The organism is Janibacter alkaliphilus (genome assembly GCF_013408565.1).
In the GTDB taxonomy this organism is placed as follows: domain Bacteria; phylum Actinomycetota; class Actinomycetes; order Actinomycetales; family Dermatophilaceae; genus Janibacter; species Janibacter alkaliphilus.
In genome coordinates this window covers 2193509-2213283 of sequence record NZ_JACBZX010000001.1, presented here as the reverse complement: position 1 = coordinate 2213283, position 19775 = coordinate 2193509, and the positions used below count along the sequence as shown (strand labels likewise).

The 19775-nt window shown below is 73.3% G+C and carries 17 protein-coding genes; 3 read left to right on the top strand and 14 right to left on the bottom strand.

Annotation, left to right across the window (positions count from 1 at the left end):
* Positions 1–36 precede the first annotated feature (36 nt).
* The 14 genes from BJY28_RS10675 to rimP form a co-directional block, all read right to left on the bottom strand.
* The gene (locus tag BJY28_RS10675) at positions 37–2019 is read right to left on the bottom strand and encodes a TIGR03960 family B12-binding radical SAM protein (RefSeq protein WP_179462998.1); all 1983 of its coding nucleotides are present in this window, start codon (positions 2017–2019) and stop codon (positions 37–39) included.
* A 188-nt stretch (positions 2020–2207) separates the two neighbouring features.
* Positions 2208–4067 (bottom strand): AMP-dependent synthetase/ligase, encoded by a 1860-nt coding sequence (locus tag BJY28_RS10670; protein ID WP_343037062.1) that lies wholly within the window; start codon positions 4065–4067, stop codon positions 2208–2210.
* 74 nt (positions 4068–4141) lie between these two features.
* Positions 4142–5374, bottom strand: coding sequence for an FtsW/RodA/SpoVE family cell cycle protein (locus tag BJY28_RS10665; RefSeq protein ID WP_179462996.1), 1233 nt, complete (start codon positions 5372–5374; stop codon positions 4142–4144).
* Positions 5334–6290, bottom strand: a complete 957-nt coding sequence (locus tag BJY28_RS10660; protein ID WP_179462995.1) for a bifunctional riboflavin kinase/FAD synthetase — start codon at positions 6288–6290, stop codon at positions 5334–5336. The genes BJY28_RS10665 and BJY28_RS10660 overlap by 41 nt, the downstream gene beginning before the upstream one ends.
* A 10-nt stretch (positions 6291–6300) precedes the next feature.
* Positions 6301–7230: a tRNA pseudouridine(55) synthase TruB gene (gene truB / locus BJY28_RS10655; RefSeq protein WP_179462994.1), complete on the bottom strand. Its 930-nt coding sequence runs from the start codon at positions 7228–7230 to the stop codon at positions 6301–6303.
* On the bottom strand, positions 7227–7676 hold the full coding sequence (gene rbfA / locus BJY28_RS10650; protein ID WP_179462993.1) for a 30S ribosome-binding factor RbfA: 450 nt from the start codon (positions 7674–7676) through the stop codon (positions 7227–7229). Before rbfA ends, truB begins: the two co-directional genes overlap by 4 nt.
* A 71-nt stretch (positions 7677–7747) precedes the next feature.
* The gene (locus BJY28_RS10645; protein ID WP_179462992.1) at positions 7748–8137 is read right to left on the bottom strand and encodes a hypothetical protein; all 390 of its coding nucleotides are present in this window, start codon (positions 8135–8137) and stop codon (positions 7748–7750) included.
* Positions 8138–8724: 587 nt separating this feature from the next.
* The gene (locus tag BJY28_RS15870) at positions 8725–9345 is read right to left on the bottom strand and encodes a DUF4190 domain-containing protein (RefSeq protein WP_218875294.1); all 621 of its coding nucleotides are present in this window, start codon (positions 9343–9345) and stop codon (positions 8725–8727) included.
* 26 nt (positions 9346–9371) lie between these two features.
* Positions 9372–9701 (bottom strand): DUF4190 domain-containing protein, encoded by a 330-nt coding sequence (locus BJY28_RS10635; protein WP_179462991.1) that lies wholly within the window; start codon positions 9699–9701, stop codon positions 9372–9374.
* A gap of 140 nt (positions 9702–9841) precedes the next feature.
* A complete protein-coding gene (locus BJY28_RS10630) occupies positions 9842–10567 on the bottom strand; it encodes a DUF4190 domain-containing protein (RefSeq protein ID WP_179462990.1) in 726 nt (241 codons plus the stop codon).
* Between the two features lie 223 nt (positions 10568–10790).
* Positions 10791–13637, bottom strand: a complete 2847-nt coding sequence (gene infB / locus BJY28_RS10625; protein ID WP_179462989.1) for a translation initiation factor IF-2 — start codon at positions 13635–13637, stop codon at positions 10791–10793.
* A gap of 149 nt (positions 13638–13786) precedes the next feature.
* A complete protein-coding gene (locus BJY28_RS10620) occupies positions 13787–14104 on the bottom strand; it encodes a YlxR family protein (protein ID WP_343037061.1) in 318 nt (105 codons plus the stop codon).
* 29 nt (positions 14105–14133) lie between these two features.
* Complete coding sequence (gene nusA / locus BJY28_RS10615) at positions 14134–15204, bottom strand: transcription termination factor NusA (protein ID WP_179462988.1); 1071 nt, start codon at positions 15202–15204, stop codon at positions 14134–14136.
* 3 nt (positions 15205–15207) lie between these two features.
* A complete protein-coding gene (rimP, locus tag BJY28_RS10610; RefSeq protein ID WP_179462987.1) occupies positions 15208–15726 on the bottom strand; it encodes a ribosome maturation factor RimP in 519 nt (172 codons plus the stop codon).
* 136 nt (positions 15727–15862) lie between these two features.
* On the opposite strand from rimP, the gene BJY28_RS10605 reads away from it, so the two are divergent.
* From BJY28_RS10605 to BJY28_RS10595, 3 genes are all read left to right on the top strand, one after another.
* The gene (locus BJY28_RS10605) at positions 15863–16702 is read left to right on the top strand and encodes a hypothetical protein (protein WP_179462986.1); all 840 of its coding nucleotides are present in this window, start codon (positions 15863–15865) and stop codon (positions 16700–16702) included.
* Positions 16703–16704: 2 nt separating this feature from the next.
* The gene (locus tag BJY28_RS10600; RefSeq protein ID WP_343037060.1) at positions 16705–17607 is read left to right on the top strand and encodes an aminoglycoside phosphotransferase family protein; all 903 of its coding nucleotides are present in this window, start codon (positions 16705–16707) and stop codon (positions 17605–17607) included.
* A 148-nt stretch (positions 17608–17755) separates the two neighbouring features.
* The gene (locus BJY28_RS10595; protein WP_179462985.1) at positions 17756–19768 is read left to right on the top strand and encodes a thioredoxin domain-containing protein; all 2013 of its coding nucleotides are present in this window, start codon (positions 17756–17758) and stop codon (positions 19766–19768) included.
* Positions 19769–19775 lie beyond the last annotated feature (7 nt).

The following is a 19775-nucleotide window of genomic DNA, read 5'->3' as shown; positions in this document are numbered from 1 at the left end:
AGGGTCGGGCTGCCCTCGCCTCGAGGGCCGCCCGCGTCACCCCCGCCGGACCATCAACTCCTTGCCCGCGCCCAGCACGGTCAGCGGCAGCAGCGTCTTGCCGGTCGGGCCGATCTCGATGTCGGTGCCCATCTGCGGGCAGACCCCGCAGTCGAAGCACGGCGTCCACCGGCAGTCCTCGACCTCGGTCTCGTCGAGCGCGTCGAGCCAGTCCTGCCAGAGCCACTCCTTGTCGAGCCCGGAGTCGATGTGGTCCCAGGGCAGGACCTCGCTCTCCTCGCGCTCGCGGGTGGTGTACCAGCCGACGTCGACGCCCGAGCCCTCGAAGCCGCGCTCCGCGGCAGCCATCCACCGCTCGTAGGAGAAGTGCTCGCTCCAGCCGTCGAAGCGGCCGCCGTCGCGCCAGACCTGCTCGATCACCCGGCCGACCCGGCGGTCGCCGCGGGAGAGCAGCCCCTCGACGACGCCCGGCTTGCCGTCGTGGTACCGGAAGCCGATCGAGCGGCCGTAGCGCTTGTCCGAGCGGATCGCCTCGCGCAGCTTGCCCAGCCGGGCGTCGGTCTCCGCGGCGCCAAGCTGGGCGGCCCACTGGAAGGGGGTGTGCGGCTTGGGCACGAAGCCGCCGATGCTCACGGTGCACCGGATGTCGTTGTGCCCGGCCACCTGCCGGCCGGTCTCGATGACCCGCTTGGCGACCTCGGCGATCTGCAGCACGTCCTCGTCGGTCTCGGTCGGCAGCCCGCACATGAAGTAGAGCTTCACCTGCCGCCAGCCGGCGCCGTACGCGGCCGAGACGGTGCGGATGAGGTCCTCCTCGGTGACCATCTTGTTGATCACCTTGCGGATCCGCTCGCTGCCGCCCTCGGGGGCGAAGGTGAGCCCGGACCGGCGGCCGTTGCGGGTCAGCTCGTTGGCCAGGTCGATGTTGAAGGCGTCCACCCGGGTGCTCGGCAGCGACAGCCCGGTGTTGGTGCCCTCGTAGCGGTCGGCCAACCCCTTCGCCACGTCGCCGATCTCGGAGTGGTCCGCCGAGCTCAGCGAGAGCAGGCCGACCTCCTCGAAGCCGGTGGCGGCCAACCCCTTCTCGACCATCTCGCCGATCCCGGTGATCGAGCGCTCACGGACCGGGCGGGTGATCATCCCGGCCTGGCAGAAGCGGCAGCCGCGGGTGCAGCCACGGAAGATCTCGACGCTCATCCGCTCGTGCACGGACTCGGCCAGCGGCACCAGCGGCTGCTTCGGGTACGGCCAGGCGTCGAGGTCCATGACGGTGTGCTTGTCGACCCGCCACGGGATGCCGGAGGCGTTCGGCGCGACCCGACGGATCCGACCGTCGGGCAGGTACTCGACGGCGAAGAGGCCGGGCACGTAGACACCGCCGGTCTCGGCGAGGGTGCGTAGCAGGCCGTCGCGACCGCCGGGGCGGCCGGCGCCCTTCCACGCGGTGATGATGTCGGTGGCCGCGAGCACCGCCTCCTCGCCGTCACCGACGACGGCGGCGTCGATGAAGTCGGCGACCGGCTCAGGGTTGAAGGCGGCGTGCCCGCCGATGAGCACCACCGGGTGGCTCTCGTCGCGGTCGGCGGCGTGCAGCGGGATGCCGGCGAGGTCGAGCGCGGTGAGCAGGTTGGTGTAGCCGAGCTCGGTGGAGAAGGAGACCCCGAGGACGTCGAAGTCGCCGACCGGGCGGTGGTTGTCGACGGTGAACTGCGGCACGCCCTGGGCGCGCATCAGCTCCTCCATGTCCGGCCACACCGCGTAGGTGCGCTCGGCGAGGGCGTCCTCGCGCTCGTTGAGCACCTCGTAGAGGATCATCACGCCCTGGTTGGGCAGGCCGACCTCGTAGGCGTCCGGGTACATCAGCGCCCAGCGCACGGTGAGGTCCTCGCCGTCGGGGCCGTGGCCGCCGCAGTCCCAGTCCTTGATCGTCGAGTTGAGCTCGCCGCCGACGTACTGGATGGGCTTGCTCACCTGCTCCAGCAGCGGCTCGAGCGCGGGGAAGATCGACTCACCGGGCATGGGCACCCAGGGTAGGCGAGCGCGCGTCCGGGCCCCAAGCCCACCACGACCCCGCACCCACCCCCTTCGCCTCGCCCTACGCCCCCGGCTACCACGCAGTAGGTGCTGTGATCACAGCACTTACTGCGTGGTAGCTCGCGTCAGTGGGCTCGGAAGGGGTGGGCGGGCGGGCGAAGGGAGCGGGAGGGTCAGCCGACGTACATCTCGTCGATGTCCCCGGCGAACTTCTCCGCGACCGCCTTGCGACGCAGCTTCAGGCTCGGGGTGAGCTCGCCCTCCTCGACGCTGAGGTCGCGCCCGAGGATGTGGAAGCGCTTGATCTGCTCCCACCGGTTCAGGCCCGCGTTGAGCTCGTCGATGTAGGACTGGACCATGTCCCGGGCCTGCGGCGAGGCGACGATCTCCTCGTAGCTCTTGCCCTCCAGCCCGTTCGCCTCGGCCCACGGCTGGATCGCCTCCGGGTCGAGGGTGACCAGCGCGGTGACGAAGCTGCGCGACTCGCCGTGCACGAGCAGCTGCCCGACGTAGGGGCACATCCCCTTGAAGGTGCTCTCGATGAGGCTCGGCGCGACGTACTTGCCGTTGCTCGTCTTGAAGAGGTCCTTCTTGCGGTCGGTGATCCGCACGAACCCGCGGTCGTCGATCTCGCCGATGTCGCCGCTGTGGAACCAGCCGTCCTCGGTGAGCACCTCGGCGGTCGCCTCGGGCTTGTTGTGGTAGCCCTGCATGACGCCCGGGCCGCGCACCAGCACCTCGCCGTCCTCGGCGATCTTCACCTCGGTGCCCTTGACCGGCCAGCCGACGGCGCCGATGCGGTTGGCGTAGGGCCGGTTGACCGTGGTCGCCGCGCTGGTCTCGGTGAGGCCGTAGCCCTCGAGGATGGTCAGCCCGGCGCCGTTGAACCACTGGGCGACGTCGGTGTTCAGCGCCGCCGACCCTGAGATGAAGAACCGGATCCGGCCGCCGAAGCGCTCCCGCACCTTGCTGAGCACGAGCTTGTCGGCCACGCCCATCTGCAGCTTCTTGGCCAGTGGCAGCTCCCGGCCCTCCTCGTCGGCGGCCGCCTTCTCCCGGCCCAGCGCGCTGGCCCAGCGGAAGAGCTTGAGCTTGAGCCCGCCCTCGGCCTCCATGCCGAGGCTGACCCGGGCGTAGACCTTCTCGAAGATCCGCGGCGCCGCCGCCATGAAGGTGGGGCGGACCACCCCGAGGTTCTCCACGATGGCGTCCACCCGGCCGTCCACGGCGGTGGTCATACCGCTGGCCACGCTGATAATGACCAGCTGCTTGCCGAAGACGTGGGCCAGCGGCAGCCACAGGTACTGCACGTCGTCGACGGTGAGCATCGACATCGACATCTGCGAGGCCGCCTGGTAGGTCCACGTGCTGTGCAGCAGGCGCACCCCCTTCGGCCGGCCGGTGGTGCCCGAGGTGTAGATGATCGTGGCCAGCTGGTCGGGGGTGATGGCGTCGGTGCGCTCGTCGACCGCGCCGGGCTCGCGCTCCAGCAAAGCGCTGCCGCGGGCCTCGAGGTCCTCCAGGCTGAGCACCCAGTCGTCGAGGTCGGCGCCGGCCGGGTCGACGACGACCACCGAGCGCACCCCGGGGATCTCGTCACGGACCTCGCGCAGCTTGGCGACCTGAGCGGCGTCCTCGGCGATGACCGCGACCGACCCGGAGTCGTCGAGGATGTAGGCGACGTCGCCGGCGATGGTCGTCGGGTAGATCGTCGTCGTCGCCGCGCCGGCGGCCATCACCGCGAGGTCGGCGAGCACCCACTCGATGCGCGTGCTGGAGGCGATGGCCACCCGCTCCTCGGGCTGCACGCCGAGGTCGACCAGGCCGGCCGCGATGCGGGCGACCCGCTCCCCCGTCTGGGCCCAGGTCAGCTCGGTCCAGCCGCCCTGGTCGGGATAGCTGAAGGCCCGGTTGCCCGGGGTGGCGGCGACGCGGTCACGCAGCAGGTGGGCGACGCTCTGCGCCGGGTCGGCCAGCACCTGCTCGTCGTAGGGCTCGTCGGCGGGAAGGTTGACGCGGGTGGGCGCGGTCACGATCTCTCCTGGCATCGGGCGGTGTCCTCGTCGACACCGGCTGGGGCGAACCCTTACACGTCCGTCGCCCGATGTCAGCCCCTCTCCCACACAGTGATCGGGCTGTTGCCTGCCGCCGCGGCCCGGCGTCGGCGATAGGGCTCGGTGGTGCTCACCAGGACCAGCGCGACGGCGATCCAGCAGGCGAACATCGAGGACCCGCCGTAGGAGACGAAGGGCAGCGGCAGCCCGGTCACCGGCAGCACCCCGAGGTTCATCCCGATGTTCTCCACGGCCTGGGCCGCGAACCACGTCGCCACCCCCCAGCAGACCAGCCGGGCGAAGGCGTCCGGGGTGCGCATCCCGGCCAGGGCCACCCGGGCGACGAGCAGCCCGAGCAGGACGACGACGAAGGCGGCCCCGAGGAACCCCAGCTCCTCCCCGGCCACCGAGTAGACGAAGTCGGTCTCCTGGAAGGGGATCACCCCCGCCTGGGTGCGTTCGCCGGCGTACAGCCCCTGCCCGGACCAGCCGCCCGAGGCGATCGCCGCGCGCACCTGCTGAGTCTGGTAGCCGATCCCCAGCGGGTCGGCGCCCGGGTCGAGGAAGGCGGTGAGCCGGTCGCGCTGGTAGCCGCTGAGCAGCGGGGTGGTGAAGGCGGCCAGCACGCACCCGGCGCCGGCGACGAGGATGCCGAGCAGCCACGGCCAGGCCGCCCCGGAGACGACGAGCACGCCCAGGGCCAGGGCCACCAGGACCAGGGCGGAGCCGAGGTCGGGCTGCAGCATGACGAGGCCGACCGGGATCGCGGTGAGCACCCCGGCCAGCAGGATCTCCCGGGGGCTGGGCCGTTGGCGCCGCTCCGCGGCCGGGGCCAGCAGCATCGGCAGGGCGACGCACAGCGCCACCTTCGCCAGCTCGCTGGGCTGGATCGAGAAGCCGCCGGGCAGCTGGATCCAGGAGCGGGAGCCGTTGATCATCGAGCCCACCGGGGTGAGCACGAGCACGAGGCCGACCACCCCGGCCGCGTAGAGCAGCGGCGCCAGGGTGCGCAGCGCGGACCGGTCGAGGCGCAGCACGACCAGGGCGATGAGCACGCCGACGGCGAGGTTGATCAGGTGCCGCACGAGGTAGGCGTCGCCGGCCTCGGCGCGGGTGGCCGAGTGCACCAGCACGGCGCCCAGCGCGGAGGCGGCGAGCGCGGTGGCGACGAGGACGAGGTCGGCCCGGGCCAGGGTCGCCCAGTCCAGGCCCCGACGCCGCGGTCGGGGTCGGGGCAGGGCCCGCTCAGCGGGCGCCGAGCGCAGCCCGGGTCCGCTGGACGTCATCGGCCATCGCGACGAGCAGCTCGTCGACGGACTCGAAGCGCAGGGTGGGGCGGATGTGCTCGACGAAGTCGACGGCCACCCGTTCGTGGTAGAGGTCGAGGTCGGTCCGGTCCAGGACGTAGGCCTCGACGACCCGGGCGGTGCTGCCCTCGAAGGTGGGGTTGGTGCCCACCGAGACCGCCGCCGGCAGGCGCCGGTCGGGGGCCCCCTCGGGCAGGTCGAGGCGCACCAGCCAGCCGGCGTAGACCCCGTCCTCGGGGATGAGGCCGAGGCTGTCCGGGCCGAGGTTGGCGGTCGGGTAGCCCAGCTCGCGCCCGCGGTGGTGGCCGTGCACGACGGTGCCGACGACCCGGTGATCGCGCCCGAGGACGGTGGCCGCGGCGGCCACGTCGCCCGTCCCGAGCAGCTCGCGCACCTGCGAGGAGGACCAGCGGCCCTGCTCTCCCTGGTCGGCGACGACGACCACCTCGAAGCCGTGCCGCTCCCCCAGCTGCTGGAGCAGGGCGACGTCCCCGGTGTAGCCGCGGCCGTACCCCTTGGTGTCCGCGCCGACGACCAGGGCGCGGATCCCCAGGCCGGTGACGAAGGTGTCCACGACGAAGTCGTCGGCCTCGGTCTGCGCGAAGTCGGTGGTGAAGGGCAGCACGAGCAGGCCGTCGAGGCCGGCGTCGGCGAGCAGCTCGTCCCGCAGCTCGCCCGGGGAGATGAGCCGCGGCGCCCGCTCGGGGTGCAGCACCTGCACCGGGTGCGGGTCGAAGGTCACCGCCACCTGCGGCAGCGCGTGCCGCTCGGCGGTCTCGGCGAGCGCCGCGAGGATCGCCCGGTGCCCGCGGTGCACCCCGTCGAAGTTGCCGAAGGTGGCGACGCAGGGACGTAGCTGCGCGGGGGTCGCGTCCGGGTCGCTCCAACGGTGCACGGGGAGCACTCTACGAACTCGCCGGCGCGAAGACGACGTGGGGACGGGCCTGGCGGCGCGTCTCGTCGAGGACGGCGACCAGGGTGCCGTCCGCGGTGAGCGCCGCCACCGGCTCCTCGCGGCCCGGCTCGGCGCTCTCGATGCGCTGGCCGTAGCCGAGCGCCCGGGCCTGCTCGTCGGTGATCTCCCGCGTGGTCAGGGCGGCCGCGGCGGCCTCGCCGAGGGGCACCAGCGGCGGCTGCTCGCCGCGCTCGACGAGCTCGCTCAGGTGAGTCAGCGGCTGCGCGACGTCGAGGGTCAGTCCACCCACCCGGGTGCGCCGCAGCGCGGTGAGGTGGCCGCCGGTCCCGAGGGCGGCGCCGAGGTCGCGGGCCACGGCGCGCACGTAGGTGCCGGAGGAGACCTCGACGGTGACGTCGAGGTCGAGCACCGGGGTGCCGTCGTCGGCCTCGGCGCGGCGCTGGTCGTGGACGTCGAAGCGGTGCACGCTGACCGGTCGGGCCGCCAGCTCGACGTCCTCGCCGGCCCGGACCCGGGCGTAGGAGCGCTCCCCCTTGATCTTGATGGCGCTCACCGCGCTGGGCACCTGGGAGATCTCGCCGGTGAGCCCGGCGACCGCCGAGGTGAGACTCTCCTCGTCGGCCGCGGCCAGGGCGGCGGGGTCGGTGCGGGCGGTGATCTCCCCTTCGGCGTCGTCGGTGAGGCTGGTCTGCCCGAGCCGGATCGTCGCGTCGTAGGCCTTGTCGCAGCCGACGAGGAAGGTGAGCAGCCGGGTGGCCCGCCCGACGCCGAGCACGAGGACACCGGTGGCCATCGGGTCGAGGGTCCCGGCGTGCCCGACCTTGCGGGTGCCGTAGAGGCGCCGGCAGCGGCCGACGACGTCGTGGCTGGTCCAGCCGGCGGGCTTGTCGACGACGACGAGGCCGACGCGGCCGCTCACCGGGCGTCGACGTCGTCGGTGGCCTCGTCGCGCGGGGCCCGGTAGGGGTCGGCCTCTCCGGCCGGCCGGGCACCGGCGGCCCCGCGGGCGAGCTCCTCGTCGCGGGCGCGCGCGTCGCGCAGCAGGTCGTCGATGTGCGAGGCCGACTCCGGCAGCGCGTCGGGGATGAGCTCCAGCGTCGGGGTGAGCCGGATGCCGAGGCGCTGCCCGACGAAGGCCCGCAGCTTCTTGGTGTGCGCGCTCATCACCTCGGTGCTGCGCTCGCGCTGGTCGTCGTCGCCGAAGACGGTGTAGAAGACCGAGGCGTGCTGCAGGTCGCCGGTGACCCGCACGTCGGTGATGGTCACGAAGCCCAGGTCGGGGTCCTTGACCACCTGGGTGAGGTTGGCGGCGATGAGCTCCTTGATGCGGTCGGCGATCTTGCGGGCCCGGGCCGGGTCAGCCATGGCGCACCTCCTGCGGGACGACGGGGACCACACGGTATCCGTCGGCGCCGCGACCCGGCACCTCGGACCCGTCAGCCGGTGACGATGATCATGACGACGGAGAAGATCGCGTAGCCGCCCACCACAGCACCGAGCAGGCAGGTGACCACCATGCCGATGATCCGGCCGACGTTGATCGTCTGCCGGTTGGTGTACGCGCCGGGGTGGGCGTCGATCTCCCGCAGGGCCATCCGTCCCTGGGCCCAGGCCAGCGGTCCGAACACAGAGCAGCAGACCAGGCCGAGGATGCCCAGCACGAGCGTGGAGGTGCCCTCGGGGTGCTCCACCGGCGGATCGCCGGGCGCCCAGCCGCGCGGGTGGCCGGGGATCCGCTCGCTGCGCTGCGGCGCGGCGCCGACCCAGCCCTCGCCCGGTCCGCCAGGGGTGCCTTCGTCGTGCGGCCCTGGTCCTGCTGCGGTCATGGATCTCCCCTTCGTCGCGGTCCGGTCCCTCCGCCCCCAGGCGGGAACCCGTTGCGGCACACCGTAGGTCACGACCAGCGGTCACGCTCGGCCACCGACGCACGCCCGGAAGCTCCGCAGCTGCCCGGGCAGTTGCGCCACCGTCGGTGATCTGCCCGGGCAGTTGCGCCACCGTCAGTGATCTGCCCGGGCAGTTGCGCCACCGTCAGTGATCTGCCCGGGCAGTTGCGCCACCGTCAGTGATCTGCCCGGGCAGTTGCGCCACCGTCAGTGATCTGCCCGGGCAGTTACGCCACCGTCAGTGATCTGCCCGGGCAGTTGCGCACGACCCACCGAATTTGCCCGGGCAGTTACGCCTCCGTCAGTGATTTGCCCGGGCAGTTGCGCCACCGTCAGTGATTTGCCCGGGCAGTTGCGCCACCGTCGGTGATTTGCCCGGGCAGTTGCGCCTCCGTCAGTGATTTGCCCGGGCAGTTGCGGGACAGGGAGGGCGAAGGGGTGGACGGGCAGGGAGGCGGGAGAGACAGATCGGCCGGGGACGGGCGGCTGCCCGTCCCCGGCCGATGACTGCCGAGACTGCGTCAGGCTCAGGTGCTGCTGGAGACACCCACGGCCAGGACGCCGATGAAGAGGTAGAGCACAGCCACGGCGATCACCAGGACGGTGCCGATGATGCCGAGGATCCGACCGATGTTCACCGTCTGCCGGTTGGTGTACGTCGTCGGCGAGGCGTCGATCTCGTTGAGGGTCTTCTGCCCCATGTACCAGGCGACCGGTGCCAGGAGGCTGCAGCAGACCAGCCCGAGGATGCCCAGGACCAGCACCGTGGTGCCCTGGGGGTGCTCGGCCTGGGCCCCGGTCGCGTACCCGGGAGACATCGTCGGCGCCGAGCCGTAGCCCGGGTAGGGCGCGGCAGGCGGCGGCGTGGCGTCGCCTGCGGCGGTGCTGCCGGGAGACTGGTCGCCTCCGTCCGTGGATCCAGGGACCGTGGACTCCGTGGCCGGGGGCTCCGAGGCTGAGGACTCCGAGGCTGAGACCTCCGAGGCCGGCGAGCTCTCCGGCGCCGTCGCGTCACGACCGAGGTTGTCGTCGGAACCCGTCACCGGCTCTTCGCTCCGGCCGGAGCTCTCGGAGGGGTAGGGGCTCGACCCGGTCGGGTCGAAGGGCTCACGGGCCCCGTCGGGCGGGGGCGGCGGGACGCTGCTCATCGATGCTCTCCTTCGTCAGCCGTCGATCAGGTGCTGACCTCGGCGGAGAAGCCGCCGGTCACGGCCGTGATGATGCCGAAGATGACACCGATGACCAGCAGCACGGTGGCGATGATCCCGAGGATGCGCCCGATGTTGACGGTCTGGCGGTTGCTGTAGCGACCCGGAGAGGCGTCGATCTCGGCCATGACGCGGTTGCCCATCACCCAGGCGAAGGGGCCGAGGAAGCTGCAGCAGACCAGGCCGAGGATCCCCAGGACGAGGATCTTGGTGCCGTCCGGGTGGTCGACGGGTCCGGCGCCGCCGGGGGGCGGACCCGGAGCGGGCGGCGGGCTGGCGGGAGGAGGCGTGGTCATGTGATTCCCCTGAGGTAGGTGGTGCGGCTGTCGGACGGAACCCTAGCGGGCATCCCCGGCGCGATGGGACGACTCGCCCGAAGACGCGTGTGCCCCGGTCCCACGTGGGACCGGGGCACACGCAGGCGCCGCGACGTCGATCAGTAGTTGTACGTGTCGTCCATGCTCAGCCCGATGGCGAGGAGCACCCACAGGGCGACCGCGACGACGAGCGAGACGATGCCCAGGACGAGGCCGACCAGCCCGAACTGGCTGCTCTGGTTGTCCCCGATCTCGTCGGACTGCTTCTTGCCGAGGTATCCGGTGACGATCGCGGCGATACCGATGAGCGCACCGCCGCCGTAGCAGCACGCCAGCGGGATCGAGAGGATCCCGGTGACCAGCGCGATGATGCTCAGGGTGCGCCCCTGCCCCTGGTTGGCCGGCGGCTGCCCGTAGCCCGGCTGCGGCGCGGGCGCAGCGCCGTAGGGGTTCTGCCCCTGGGCCGCGTAGGGGCTCTGCGCGGCCTGCTGGCCGTAGGGGTCCTGGCCGGGCTGGCTGCCGTAGGGGTTCTGCCCCTGGGCACCGTAGGGGTCCTGCCCCTGCGGCGAGCCGTACGGGCTCTGCCCGGGCTGCGCACCGTACGGGTCCTGGGCCGGCTGCCCCTGCCCGCCGTAGGGCGACGGATCGCTGGCCAAGGAGCCGCTGTCACCGGAGGGCGAGTAGGCGCTCGACCCGCCACCGCTGGAGCTGCCGTCGTTCGAGCCGGCGGCGTCGCCGGCGCCGCCGGTCGAGCCGGAGCCGGACGGGTACGGGCTGGACCCGGTCGGGTCGTACGGCTGGTTGCTGCCGGAGCCGCTTCCGGGCGGAGGAGGAGGCGTGGTCACGTGTGGTTCCCCTGAGATCGCGAAGGTGCGTGGTCCGGGCAACCCTAACCGCCGCGGCTGCCGCGACCTGCCACGACGGGCGGGGAGCACTCCCCCTTCGCCGGCCCCCGGAGCCCGGACAGCGCGACGGGCGGCCTCCCGGAGGGGAGACCCGCCCGTCGTCGTCAGCGCCGACGGGCGGCCTCCCGGAGGGGAGACCGCCCGTCGTCGTCAGCGCCGCGGGTCAGACCCGGGGCTTCTCGCGCATCTCGTAGGTGGCGATGAGGTCACCCTCGCGCAGGTCGTTGAAGCTGCCGAGGTTGATACCGCACTCGTAGCCCTCACGAACCTCGGTGACGTCGTCCTTGAAGCGTCGCAGGCCGGCGACCTCGACGTTCTCGGAGATGACGACCCCGTCGCGGGTGATCCGCGACCGTGCCCCGCGGCGGATCTCGCCGCTGCGCACGATCGAGCCGGCGATGTTGCCGAACTTGCTGGAGCGGAAGACCTCGCGGATCTCGGCGGTGCCGAGCTCGACCTCTTCGTACTCCGGCTTGAGCATGCCCTTGAGCGCCTGCTCGATCTCCTCGATGGCCTGGTAGATCACCGAGTAGTACCGGATCTCCACGCCCTCGCGCTCGGCCACCTCGGCGTTCTGCCCCTCGGCCCGCACGTTGAAGCCGATGATGATCGCGTCGGAGGCCATCGCCAGGTTGATGTTGTTCAGCGTGATCGCGCCGACACCACGGTCGATGATCCGCAGGTCCACGTCGTCGCCGACGTCGATCTGCAGCAGCGCGTCCTCCAGGGCCTCGACCGAACCCGAGACGTCACCCTTGAGGATGAGGTTGAGGGTGTCGATCTTGCCCTCGGCGATGACCTTGTCCAGGTCCTCGAGGCTGATCCGCTTGCGGGCCTTGGCCAGCGACGCCTGCCGGTCGGCCGCCTCCCGCTTCTCGGCGATCTGCCGGGCGGTCCGGTCGTCCGGCGCGGCGACGAAGGTGTCGCCGGCGCGCGGCACGCTGGACAGACCGAGCACCTGCACCGGCCGCGAGGGACCGGCCTCCTCGACGTTGTCACCGTTCTCGTCGAGCATGGCGCGCACGCGGCCGAAGGCCGAGCCGGTGACGATCGAGTCACCGACCTGCAGCGTGCCGGACTGGACGAGCACGGTGGCGGTGGCGCCACGGCCCTTGTCGAGGTTGGCCTCGATCGCGACGCCGCGGGCGTCCCGGTCGGGGTTGGCCCGCAGGTCGAGGGCGGCGTCCGCGGTGAGCAGCACCGCCTCGAGCAGGTCGTCGATGTGCAGACCCTGCTTGGCCGAGACGTCGACGAACATCGTGTCGCCGCCGAACTCCTCGGCGATGAGGTTGTACTCGGTCAGCTGGCCGCGCACCTTGTTCGGGTCCGCGCCCTCGACGTCGACCTTGTTGACCGCGACGACGATCGGGACGTCCGCAGCCTGGGCGTGGTTGAGCGCCTCGATGGTCTGCGGCATGACGCCGTCGTCGGCCGCGACCACGAGGATCGCGATGTCGGTGACCTTGGCACCACGGGCACGCATGGCGGTGAACGCCTCGTGACCCGGGGTGTCGATGAAGGTCAGCGCCCGGTCCTGGCCCTCGTGCTCACGGTGGATCTGGTAGGCACCGATGTGCTGGGTGATGCCGCCGGCCTCGCCCTCGGCCACGTCCGCCTGCCGGATCGCGTCCAGCAGACGGGTCTTGCCGTGGTCGACGTGACCCATGACGGTGACCACCGGCGGGCGCGCCTGCAGGTCGTCCTCGTCCTCGTCCTCGACACCGATGTCCAGGTCGATGTTGAAGGAGTCGAAGAGCTCGCGCTCCTCCTCCTCCGGGGAGACCATGCTGATGTCGTAGCCGAGCTCGGCGCCGAGCAGGGCGAAGGTGTCCTCGTCCAGGCTCTGCGTGGCCGTGGCCATCTCACCGAGGTTGAAGAGCACGGTGACCAGCGACGCCGGGTTGGCGTCGATCTTCTCGGCGAAGTCGGTCAGCGAGGCGCCCTGGCGGACCCGCACCGGGGTGGAGCCGTCGCCGCGGGGGACGACGACGCCGCCGATCGACGGCGCCTGCATCTGCTCGAACTCGGCCCGCTTCGCGCGCTTGCTCTTGCGCTGCTTTCGCTTGCCGCCGCCACGACCGAAGGCACCCTGGGTGCCGCCACGGCCGCCGGGGCCGCCGCGGTACCCACCGGGTCCGCCGCCGGGGCCACGACCGCCGGCCGGGCCACGACCGCGACCGCCGCCGGGGCCACCACGGCCGCCGGGACGCTCACCGGGACGGGCCACCGCGCTGTTCGCCGGCATCATGCCGGGCGAGGGACGCGGGCCGCCGGTGCCGGCCGCGCCACCCTGACGGGCGGCCGGGGCGCCGGAGCGCTGCTGACCGCCCGGGCGGGCCGGACGCGGCATGCCCTGGTTGGAGGCGTAGGGGTTGTTGCCCGGACGCGGGCCGGCGCCCCCGCCGCCCTCGCGGCGGGTGCCCATGCCCTGGTTCGAGGCGAAGGGGTTGTTCCCCGGACGCGGGCCCGGGCGGGCACCGCCCGGCTTCGGGCCGGGGCTGGGGGCCGCCGGACGCGGCGCGGACGCCTCGGCCGGGGTGGGCGCCGACGGGGTCGGGCCGTCCTGGCTCGGGGCGGCGGCAGCCGGACGCTCCGGGGCCGGGGCCTGGGGGGCCTCAACTGCCGGTGCCGGCGTCGCCGGAGCCTCCGACGCCGGAGCAGGCTCCGGTGCCGCGGCGGGCTGGGCCGACGGGGCGGCCGGACCCGGCCGGGGGCCGGGGGCCGGCTTCGCCGGGGTCGGACCGGGGGTGGGCGCGGCCGATGCGGGACCCGGGGTCGGGCTCGCCTGGGCCGGAGCCTCAGAGGTGGGGGTGGCGGGCTTCTTGGCGGCCGCCTTCTTCGTCGCCTTCTCGGGCGTCGGGGGGTTGTCCTTGACGCGGCGCACCACGGGCGCCTCGATCGTCGAGCTCGCCGACTTCACGAACTCCCCCATGTCGCCCAGGTGGGCGAGCAGGGACTTGCTGGAAACCCCGAGCTCCTTGGCGAGCTCGTGGACACGGACCTTGGCCACGTTTCTCCTTCTCTGGTCCGTGCCGTGAGAGAAGGGCGCGGACCGTCGTCAGTGCAGGTGGGTGCTCATCGCTGAGTACTCATCGGGTGCTCATCAGCGTCAAACCCGCTCTCGGTGTTGGTTCGGACGGTCATGACGACCGGTGGTCGTCAGTCGTGCGTGCTGCGCAGCGTCTCCAGCCACTCCCGGACGGCCTCGAGCGACCTCAGCTCGCGCCGCAGCGCGCGCGGGAAGGCCCGTCGCCGTACCGCGAGCTCGAAGCAGCCGATGTCGGGATGGAGCCAGGCTCCACGCCCCGGCAGGCGAGCGCCCGGGTCGGGCACGGCGGTGGTGGCGCCACCGTCGTCCGTCACCGCGACGATCCGCAGCAGGTCCGACCGGCTATCCCGGCTGCGGCACCCGATGCAGGTCCTGATCGGACCTGCGTGCGGTGCAGCCGCCTGGAGTCCAGACCGGTCGTGCTGCACCAGTCTACCGCCTGACCGGGACTGTTCGCTCACCCCGTCTGGTCAGCGGGGTCGCCGGACCCGGCCGGCGCCTCGCCGGGGGTGTCGGGCCGGATGTCGATGCGCCAGCCGGTGAGCTTGGCGGCCAGGCGGGCGTTCTGCCCCTCCTTGCCGATCGCCAGCGAGAGCTGGTAGTCGGGCACGACGACGCGGGCGGCCCGCAGCTTGGGGTCGGTGACGGTCACCGACTGCACCTTGGACGGCGAGAGCGCCGCCGCGATGAACTCCTGCGGCACCTCGGAGTGGTCGACGATGTCGATCTTCTCCCCCTGCAGGTGCTCCATCACCGCGCGCACCCGCTGACCCATCGGGCCGATGCAGGCCCCCTTCGCGCCCAGCCCGGGGACGGTGGAGCGGACCGCGATCTTGGTGCGGTGCCCGGCCTCGCGGGCCAGCGCGGCGATCTCCACGCTGCCGTCGGCGATCTCCGGGACCTCCAGGGCGAAGAGCTTGCGCACGAGGTTGGGGTGGGTGCGCGAGAGCGTGATCTCCGGGCCACGCATGCCGCGGCGGGCGCTGACCACGTAGCAGCGCAGCCGCTCGCCGTGCGGGTAGCGCTCCCCGGGGACCTGCTCGGCCAGCGGCAGGATGCCCTCGACGGTGCCGAAGTCGACGGTGACGTGCCGCGGGTTGGGGCTCTGCTGGATGACCCCGGCGACGATGTCGCCCTCCTTGCCGCGGAAGTCGCCGAGCACCGCCTCGTCCTCGAGGTCGCGCATCCGCTGATGGATCACCTGGCGGGCGGTGGAGGCGGCGACCCGGCCGAAGCCGCTGGGGGTGTCGTCGAACTCCGGGCCGAGCTCGCGGCGGCGACGGACCACCGGCTCACCGTCCTCGTCCGTGGCGCCCTCCGGGTCGGGCTCCTCGACGACGCTCTCCTCACGGGCCCAGACGACGACGTGCCCCTGCTTGCGGTCCAGCTCCACATGGGCGTTGCGGTAGGCGCCCTCGGTGCGGTGGTAGGCGCCGAGCAGGGCCGCCTCGATCGCCTCGACGAGCACGTCGAAGGGGATCTCGCGCTCGCGCTCGAGCATCTTCAGGGCCTGGATGTCGATGTCCACGTCTCAGCTCTCCTGCGTCGTCGGGTCGGTGGGGCGGTTGAACTCGACCTGCACCGCCCCCTTCGTGATGTCGGCGAAGGGGATCTCCCGCCGCTGGGCCGGGGCCTTCTTCGTGGCCGGGGTCTCGATGCTCACGCCGTCACCGGAGACGGACACGATCCTCCCGGTGACCTCGCCGTCGGCGGTGGTGAGGGTGACCAGCCGGGAGACGTTGCGGCGGAAGTGGGCCGGCGTCGTCAGCGGACGGTCGGTGCCCGGCGTGGTGACCTCGAGGGTGTACGGCTGGGCGCCCATGAGGTCGGTCTCGTCGAGGGTCTCGCTGACCTGGCGGGTGATCTCGCCGATCTCGTCGAGGGTGAGCGGCTCGACGGGGCTGTCGCCGGTCTCCTCGGGCAGCGGCCGCTCGACGACGACCCGGGCCACACGTCGCCGGCCGGCGGGAGTGACCACCACCGAGTCGACGTCGACGCCCGCTCCGAGCGACTCCGACAGCAGCGTGCGGAGGTCCTGCTCGAGGCTCATGGTCGTCCTTGAAGTGTGGAGTTCTCTGGGTCGGTGCGAAGGTCACCGGGCGGCAAGAGTGTAGCCGCCCGCGGCCCAGACCCGGCCTCGGCCAGCAGCGCTCGGAGGGTCGCGCGCGCCGTGTCATGATCGGCGGGTGCCTGCTCCTCATCCTCGTCGCGCCGTGCTCGGCGGCGGTCTCGCCCTCGGCGTGCTCGCCCTGACCGGGTGCGGCATCCGCCTCGAGGACGATGCGCCGGAGGTGCCGCTGGTGCCCCGCCGGGAGCCGATCCCCGCGGAGTCCGCGCTGCTGACCGTGCTCACCGCGCTGGCCACCGGCGACCAGGAGCACGACGCGGTGCGCGCCGATGCCCTGCAGGAGGCCCTGGCCTCGGCCGACGTGCCGGCCGAGGACCTCGACGCCGCGCGGACCGCGGTCCCGGTCGCCCGCGGCGAGCAGGTCATCGCCTACGAGGCGGCGGTCGGCGGGTGCCCGGCGTCGATGCTGACGCTGATGGGCTCGCTCATGGCTGGCCGCATGCTCGACGGGGACATCCCGGTGAGCAGCTGGAGCGCGCCGGCGGATGGCAGCTTCGGGGCCACGGCGGTGGCGGCCGAGGCGCTGGCCGCGACCGAGGCCGCCGACTACGCGATGACCCTCGTCGAGGCCCGCGGCGGCGAGGCGCTGGGCGAGCGCACCCGCAGCACCCGGCGGGTGCTCGCCGACCTCGTCCTGGTGCAGGCCGAGGCCGCCGACGACGACGGCACCTCGACCGCGCTGGGCTACGACGTCGACCCGGTCGACGGGCGCGCCGAGGCCACCCGCCTGGCCCAGCAGACCCTGACCCGGCTGGGCGACCGGTACGTCCGGCTGCTGCCCCGGCTCAGCGCCGAGCGCGAGTCCGCGTCGGCGGTCGTCGGCTGGGTGGCCACCGTGCAGCGGCGGGCCCGGACCTGGGGCGTGGACGACCAGGTGCTGCCCGGCATGCAGGTCTGAGCGTGCGCGCCGAGGAGGCCGCGGCGCTGGTCCCCTCCCCCTTCGCCGAGCAGATCTCGCGGCACGATCCGGAGGGTGGCCCCTCGGGCGCGGACTGGCTGGCCGAGCTGCCCCGGCTGCTCGCCGGGATCCTCGACGAGTGGGGCCTGAGCGTCGACGGCAGCCCCGCGTGGGGGCAGACCGCGCTCGTGGTGCCGGTGCGCGGCGACGTCGGGCCGGCCGCGCTGAAGGTGGTCTGGCCGCACCCGGAGGCCCGTGCCGAGCACCTCGCGCTGCGTGCCTGGGACGGTCGTGGCGCGGTGCGCCTGCTGCGCGCCGACCCGGGCCGCTGGGTGCTGCTGCTGGAGCGGCTGACCATCGAGGACCTCGGCGAGATGTGGGACGAGGAGGCGTGCCGGGTGGTCGGCGGGCTCTACCGGGAGCTGCACCTCCCGGCGCTGCCGCAGCTGCCCCGGCTGTCGGCGTGGACCGAGCAGCAGGTGGCCGACCTGCACCCGCGGCTGCCGCGGGCGCTGGCGACCCGGGCCCGGTCGCTGGCGGCCCGGCTGGTCGCCGACCCGGCGTGCGACGCGACGCTGGTGCACGGCGACCTGCACTACGCCAACGTGCTCTCCGACGGGACGGAGTGGGTGGCCATCGACCCGAAGCCGATGGCCGGGCATCCCGCCTTCGAGGTCGCGTCGATGCTGTGGAACAGGACCGAGGAGATGGGCACCGGGCCCGCCTTCCGCTACCTGCTGCGGCGCCGGGTCGAGGTGCTCTGCGAGGCTGGCGCGCTCGCCTGGGACGACGCCCGGGACTGGTCGGTCGTGCGGGAGGTCGTCAACGCCTCCTGGGCGCTGGCCGACGGCGACGACGCGCGGGTGTCGCTGGCGATGACGATCGTCAAGGCCCTCGGCGACTGACCCCTCTCCCCTCCCCTTCCCCCCTTCGCGCCCCCTACCCCGCGGGCTACCACGCAGTAAGTGTCGCGATCACAGCACGTACTGCGTGGTAGCCGGCATCAGGGGCAGCGGTGGGTCGGGGCGAAGGGGGGCGTGCGAGGGTGGGGGCATGGCCAACCGGCTCGCCGACAGCCTCTCCCCCTACCTGCGTCAGCACGCGGACAACCCCGTCGACTGGTGGGAATGGTCCCCCGAGGCGCTCGCCACCGCGCGGGCGCAGGACCGGCCGATCTTCCTCTCCGTGGGCTACGCCGCCTGCCACTGGTGCCACGTCATGGCCCACGAGTCCTTCGAGGACGAGCAGGTCGCGGCCGCCCTCGACGATGGCTGGATCAGCATCAAGGTCGACCGCGAGGAACGCCCGGACATCGACGCGGTCTACATGCAGGCCACCCAGGCCCTCACCGGGCACGGCGGCTGGCCGATGACCGTCCTGCTCACCCCGGAGGGCGACCCCTTCTTCGCCGGCACCTACCTGCCGAAGGGGGACCTGCTGCGCCTGCTCGACGCCGCTGGCGACGCCTGGCGGACCCGCCGCGACGAGCTGACCACCTCGGCGGGCACCATCGCCGCCCGGCTGCGCGAGATGACCGCCACGAGCAACCCCTCGCCGCTCGGCGAGGACGACCTGGCGCGCGCCGTCGAGCAGCTGACCGCCGCCCGCGACCCGGCCCACGGCGGCTTCGGCGGCGCCCCGAAGTTCCCGCCGTCGATGGTGCTGCAGTGGCTGCTGCGCCACCACGCGCGCACCGGCTCCACGTCCGCCCTGGCGATGGTCGAGGAGACCTGCGAGGCGATGGCTCGCGGCGGCCTGCACGACCAGCTGGCCGGGGGCCTCGCCCGCTACAGCGTCGACGCCGCCTGGGTGGTCCCGCACTTCGAGAAGATGCTCTACGACAACGCCCAGCTGCTGCGGGTCTACGCCCGCTGGCACGCCGCCACCGGCGCACCGACCGCCCGCCGGGTGGCCGACGGGATCGCCGACGTCCTGCTGCGCGACCTGGGCACCGACCAGGGCGCCTTCGCCTCCGCGCTCGACGCGGACACCCCGGTCGCCGGCACCGACCTGGCCTGGATGCCGACAGAGGGCGCCACCTACGTGTGGACCCCGCAGCAGCTCGCCGACGTGCTCGGCGCCGACGACGGCGCCCGGGCCGCCGAGCTGCTCGGCGTGAGCGAGCCGGGCACCTTCGAGCGCGGCACCTCCACCCTGCAGATGCTCGCCGATCCCGACGAGCAGTGGTGGGACGACGTCCGGCAGCGGCTGCTGGCCGCGCGCGCCGCACGACCGCAGCCGGCCCGCGACGACAAGGTCGTCACCTCGTGGAACGGGCTGGCGATCGCCGCCCTCGCCGAGGCCGCCGCGCTGCTCCAGCGCCCCGAGCTGCTCGCGGCCGCCACCCGCTGCGCCGAGCACGTGCTGGCCACCCACCTCGTCGACGGACGGCTGCGCCGCACGAGCATCGCCGGCCGGACCAGCAGCGCCGACGGGCAGCTCGACGACCACGGCGACCTCGCCGAGGGTCTGCTCGCGCTGCACCAGGCCGACGGCGACGTGCGCTGGCTGGAGGCCGCGGTGGACCTGCTGGAGCAGGCCCTCGACCGCTTCCGTGACGAGGCGGGCACCTGGCACGACACCGCGCACGACGCCGAGACCCTGATGACCCGCCCGCGCACGGAGACCGACAACGCCGAGCCCGCCGGGGTCTCGGCCGTCGCCGGCGCGCTGCTCACCGCGGCCGCGCTCACCGGTCGCACCGATCTGCGCGAGGCGGCGCTGACCGCCCTGGCTCAGCCCGGTCAGATCGCCCGGGCCGAGCCCCGCTTCGCCGGCTGGACCCTGGCCGTCGCCGAGGCCGCCGTCGCCGGACCGCTGCAGGTCGCCGTGGTCACCGAGGACAACACCGAGGACGAAGGGGGCGCCGCCCCCTTCCTCGACGTCGCCCGGCGCAGCGGCTCCCCCGGCCTGGTCCTCGCCCACGGCCGGACGGACGCCCTGGGGCAGCCGCTGCTGGCCGACCGGCCCACCGTCGCCGGCGCGCCCACCGCCTACGTCTGCCGAGGCTTCGTCTGCGAGGCGCCGGTGACCACCCCCGAGGCGCTGGCCGAGGCGCTGCGCTGAGCCCGGG

Excerpts from the sequence above, each read along its gene's own strand:
- BJY28_RS15870 (WP_218875294.1), bottom strand. The coding sequence starts at position 9,345 with ATGAGCAGCGTCCCGCCGCCCCCGCCCGACGGGGCCCGTGAGCCCTTC.
- BJY28_RS10665 (WP_179462996.1), bottom strand. The coding sequence starts at position 5,374 with ATGACGTCCAGCGGACCCGGGCTGCGCTCGGCGCCCGCTGAGCGGGCC.
- BJY28_RS10645 (WP_179462992.1), bottom strand. The coding sequence starts at position 8,137 with ATGACCGCAGCAGGACCAGGGCCGCACGACGAAGGCACCCCTGGCGGA.
- rimP (WP_179462987.1), bottom strand. The coding sequence starts at position 15,726 with ATGAGCCTCGAGCAGGACCTCCGCACGCTGCTGTCGGAGTCGCTCGGA.
- rbfA (WP_179462993.1), bottom strand. The coding sequence starts at position 7,676 with ATGGCTGACCCGGCCCGGGCCCGCAAGATCGCCGACCGCATCAAGGAG.
- BJY28_RS10675 (WP_179462998.1), bottom strand. The coding sequence starts at position 2,019 with ATGCCCGGTGAGTCGATCTTCCCCGCGCTCGAGCCGCTGCTGGAGCAG.
- BJY28_RS10595 (WP_179462985.1), top strand. The coding sequence starts at position 17,756 with ATGGCCAACCGGCTCGCCGACAGCCTCTCCCCCTACCTGCGTCAGCAC.
- BJY28_RS10635 (WP_179462991.1), bottom strand. The coding sequence starts at position 9,701 with ATGACCACGCCTCCTCCCGCCAGCCCGCCGCCCGCTCCGGGTCCGCCC.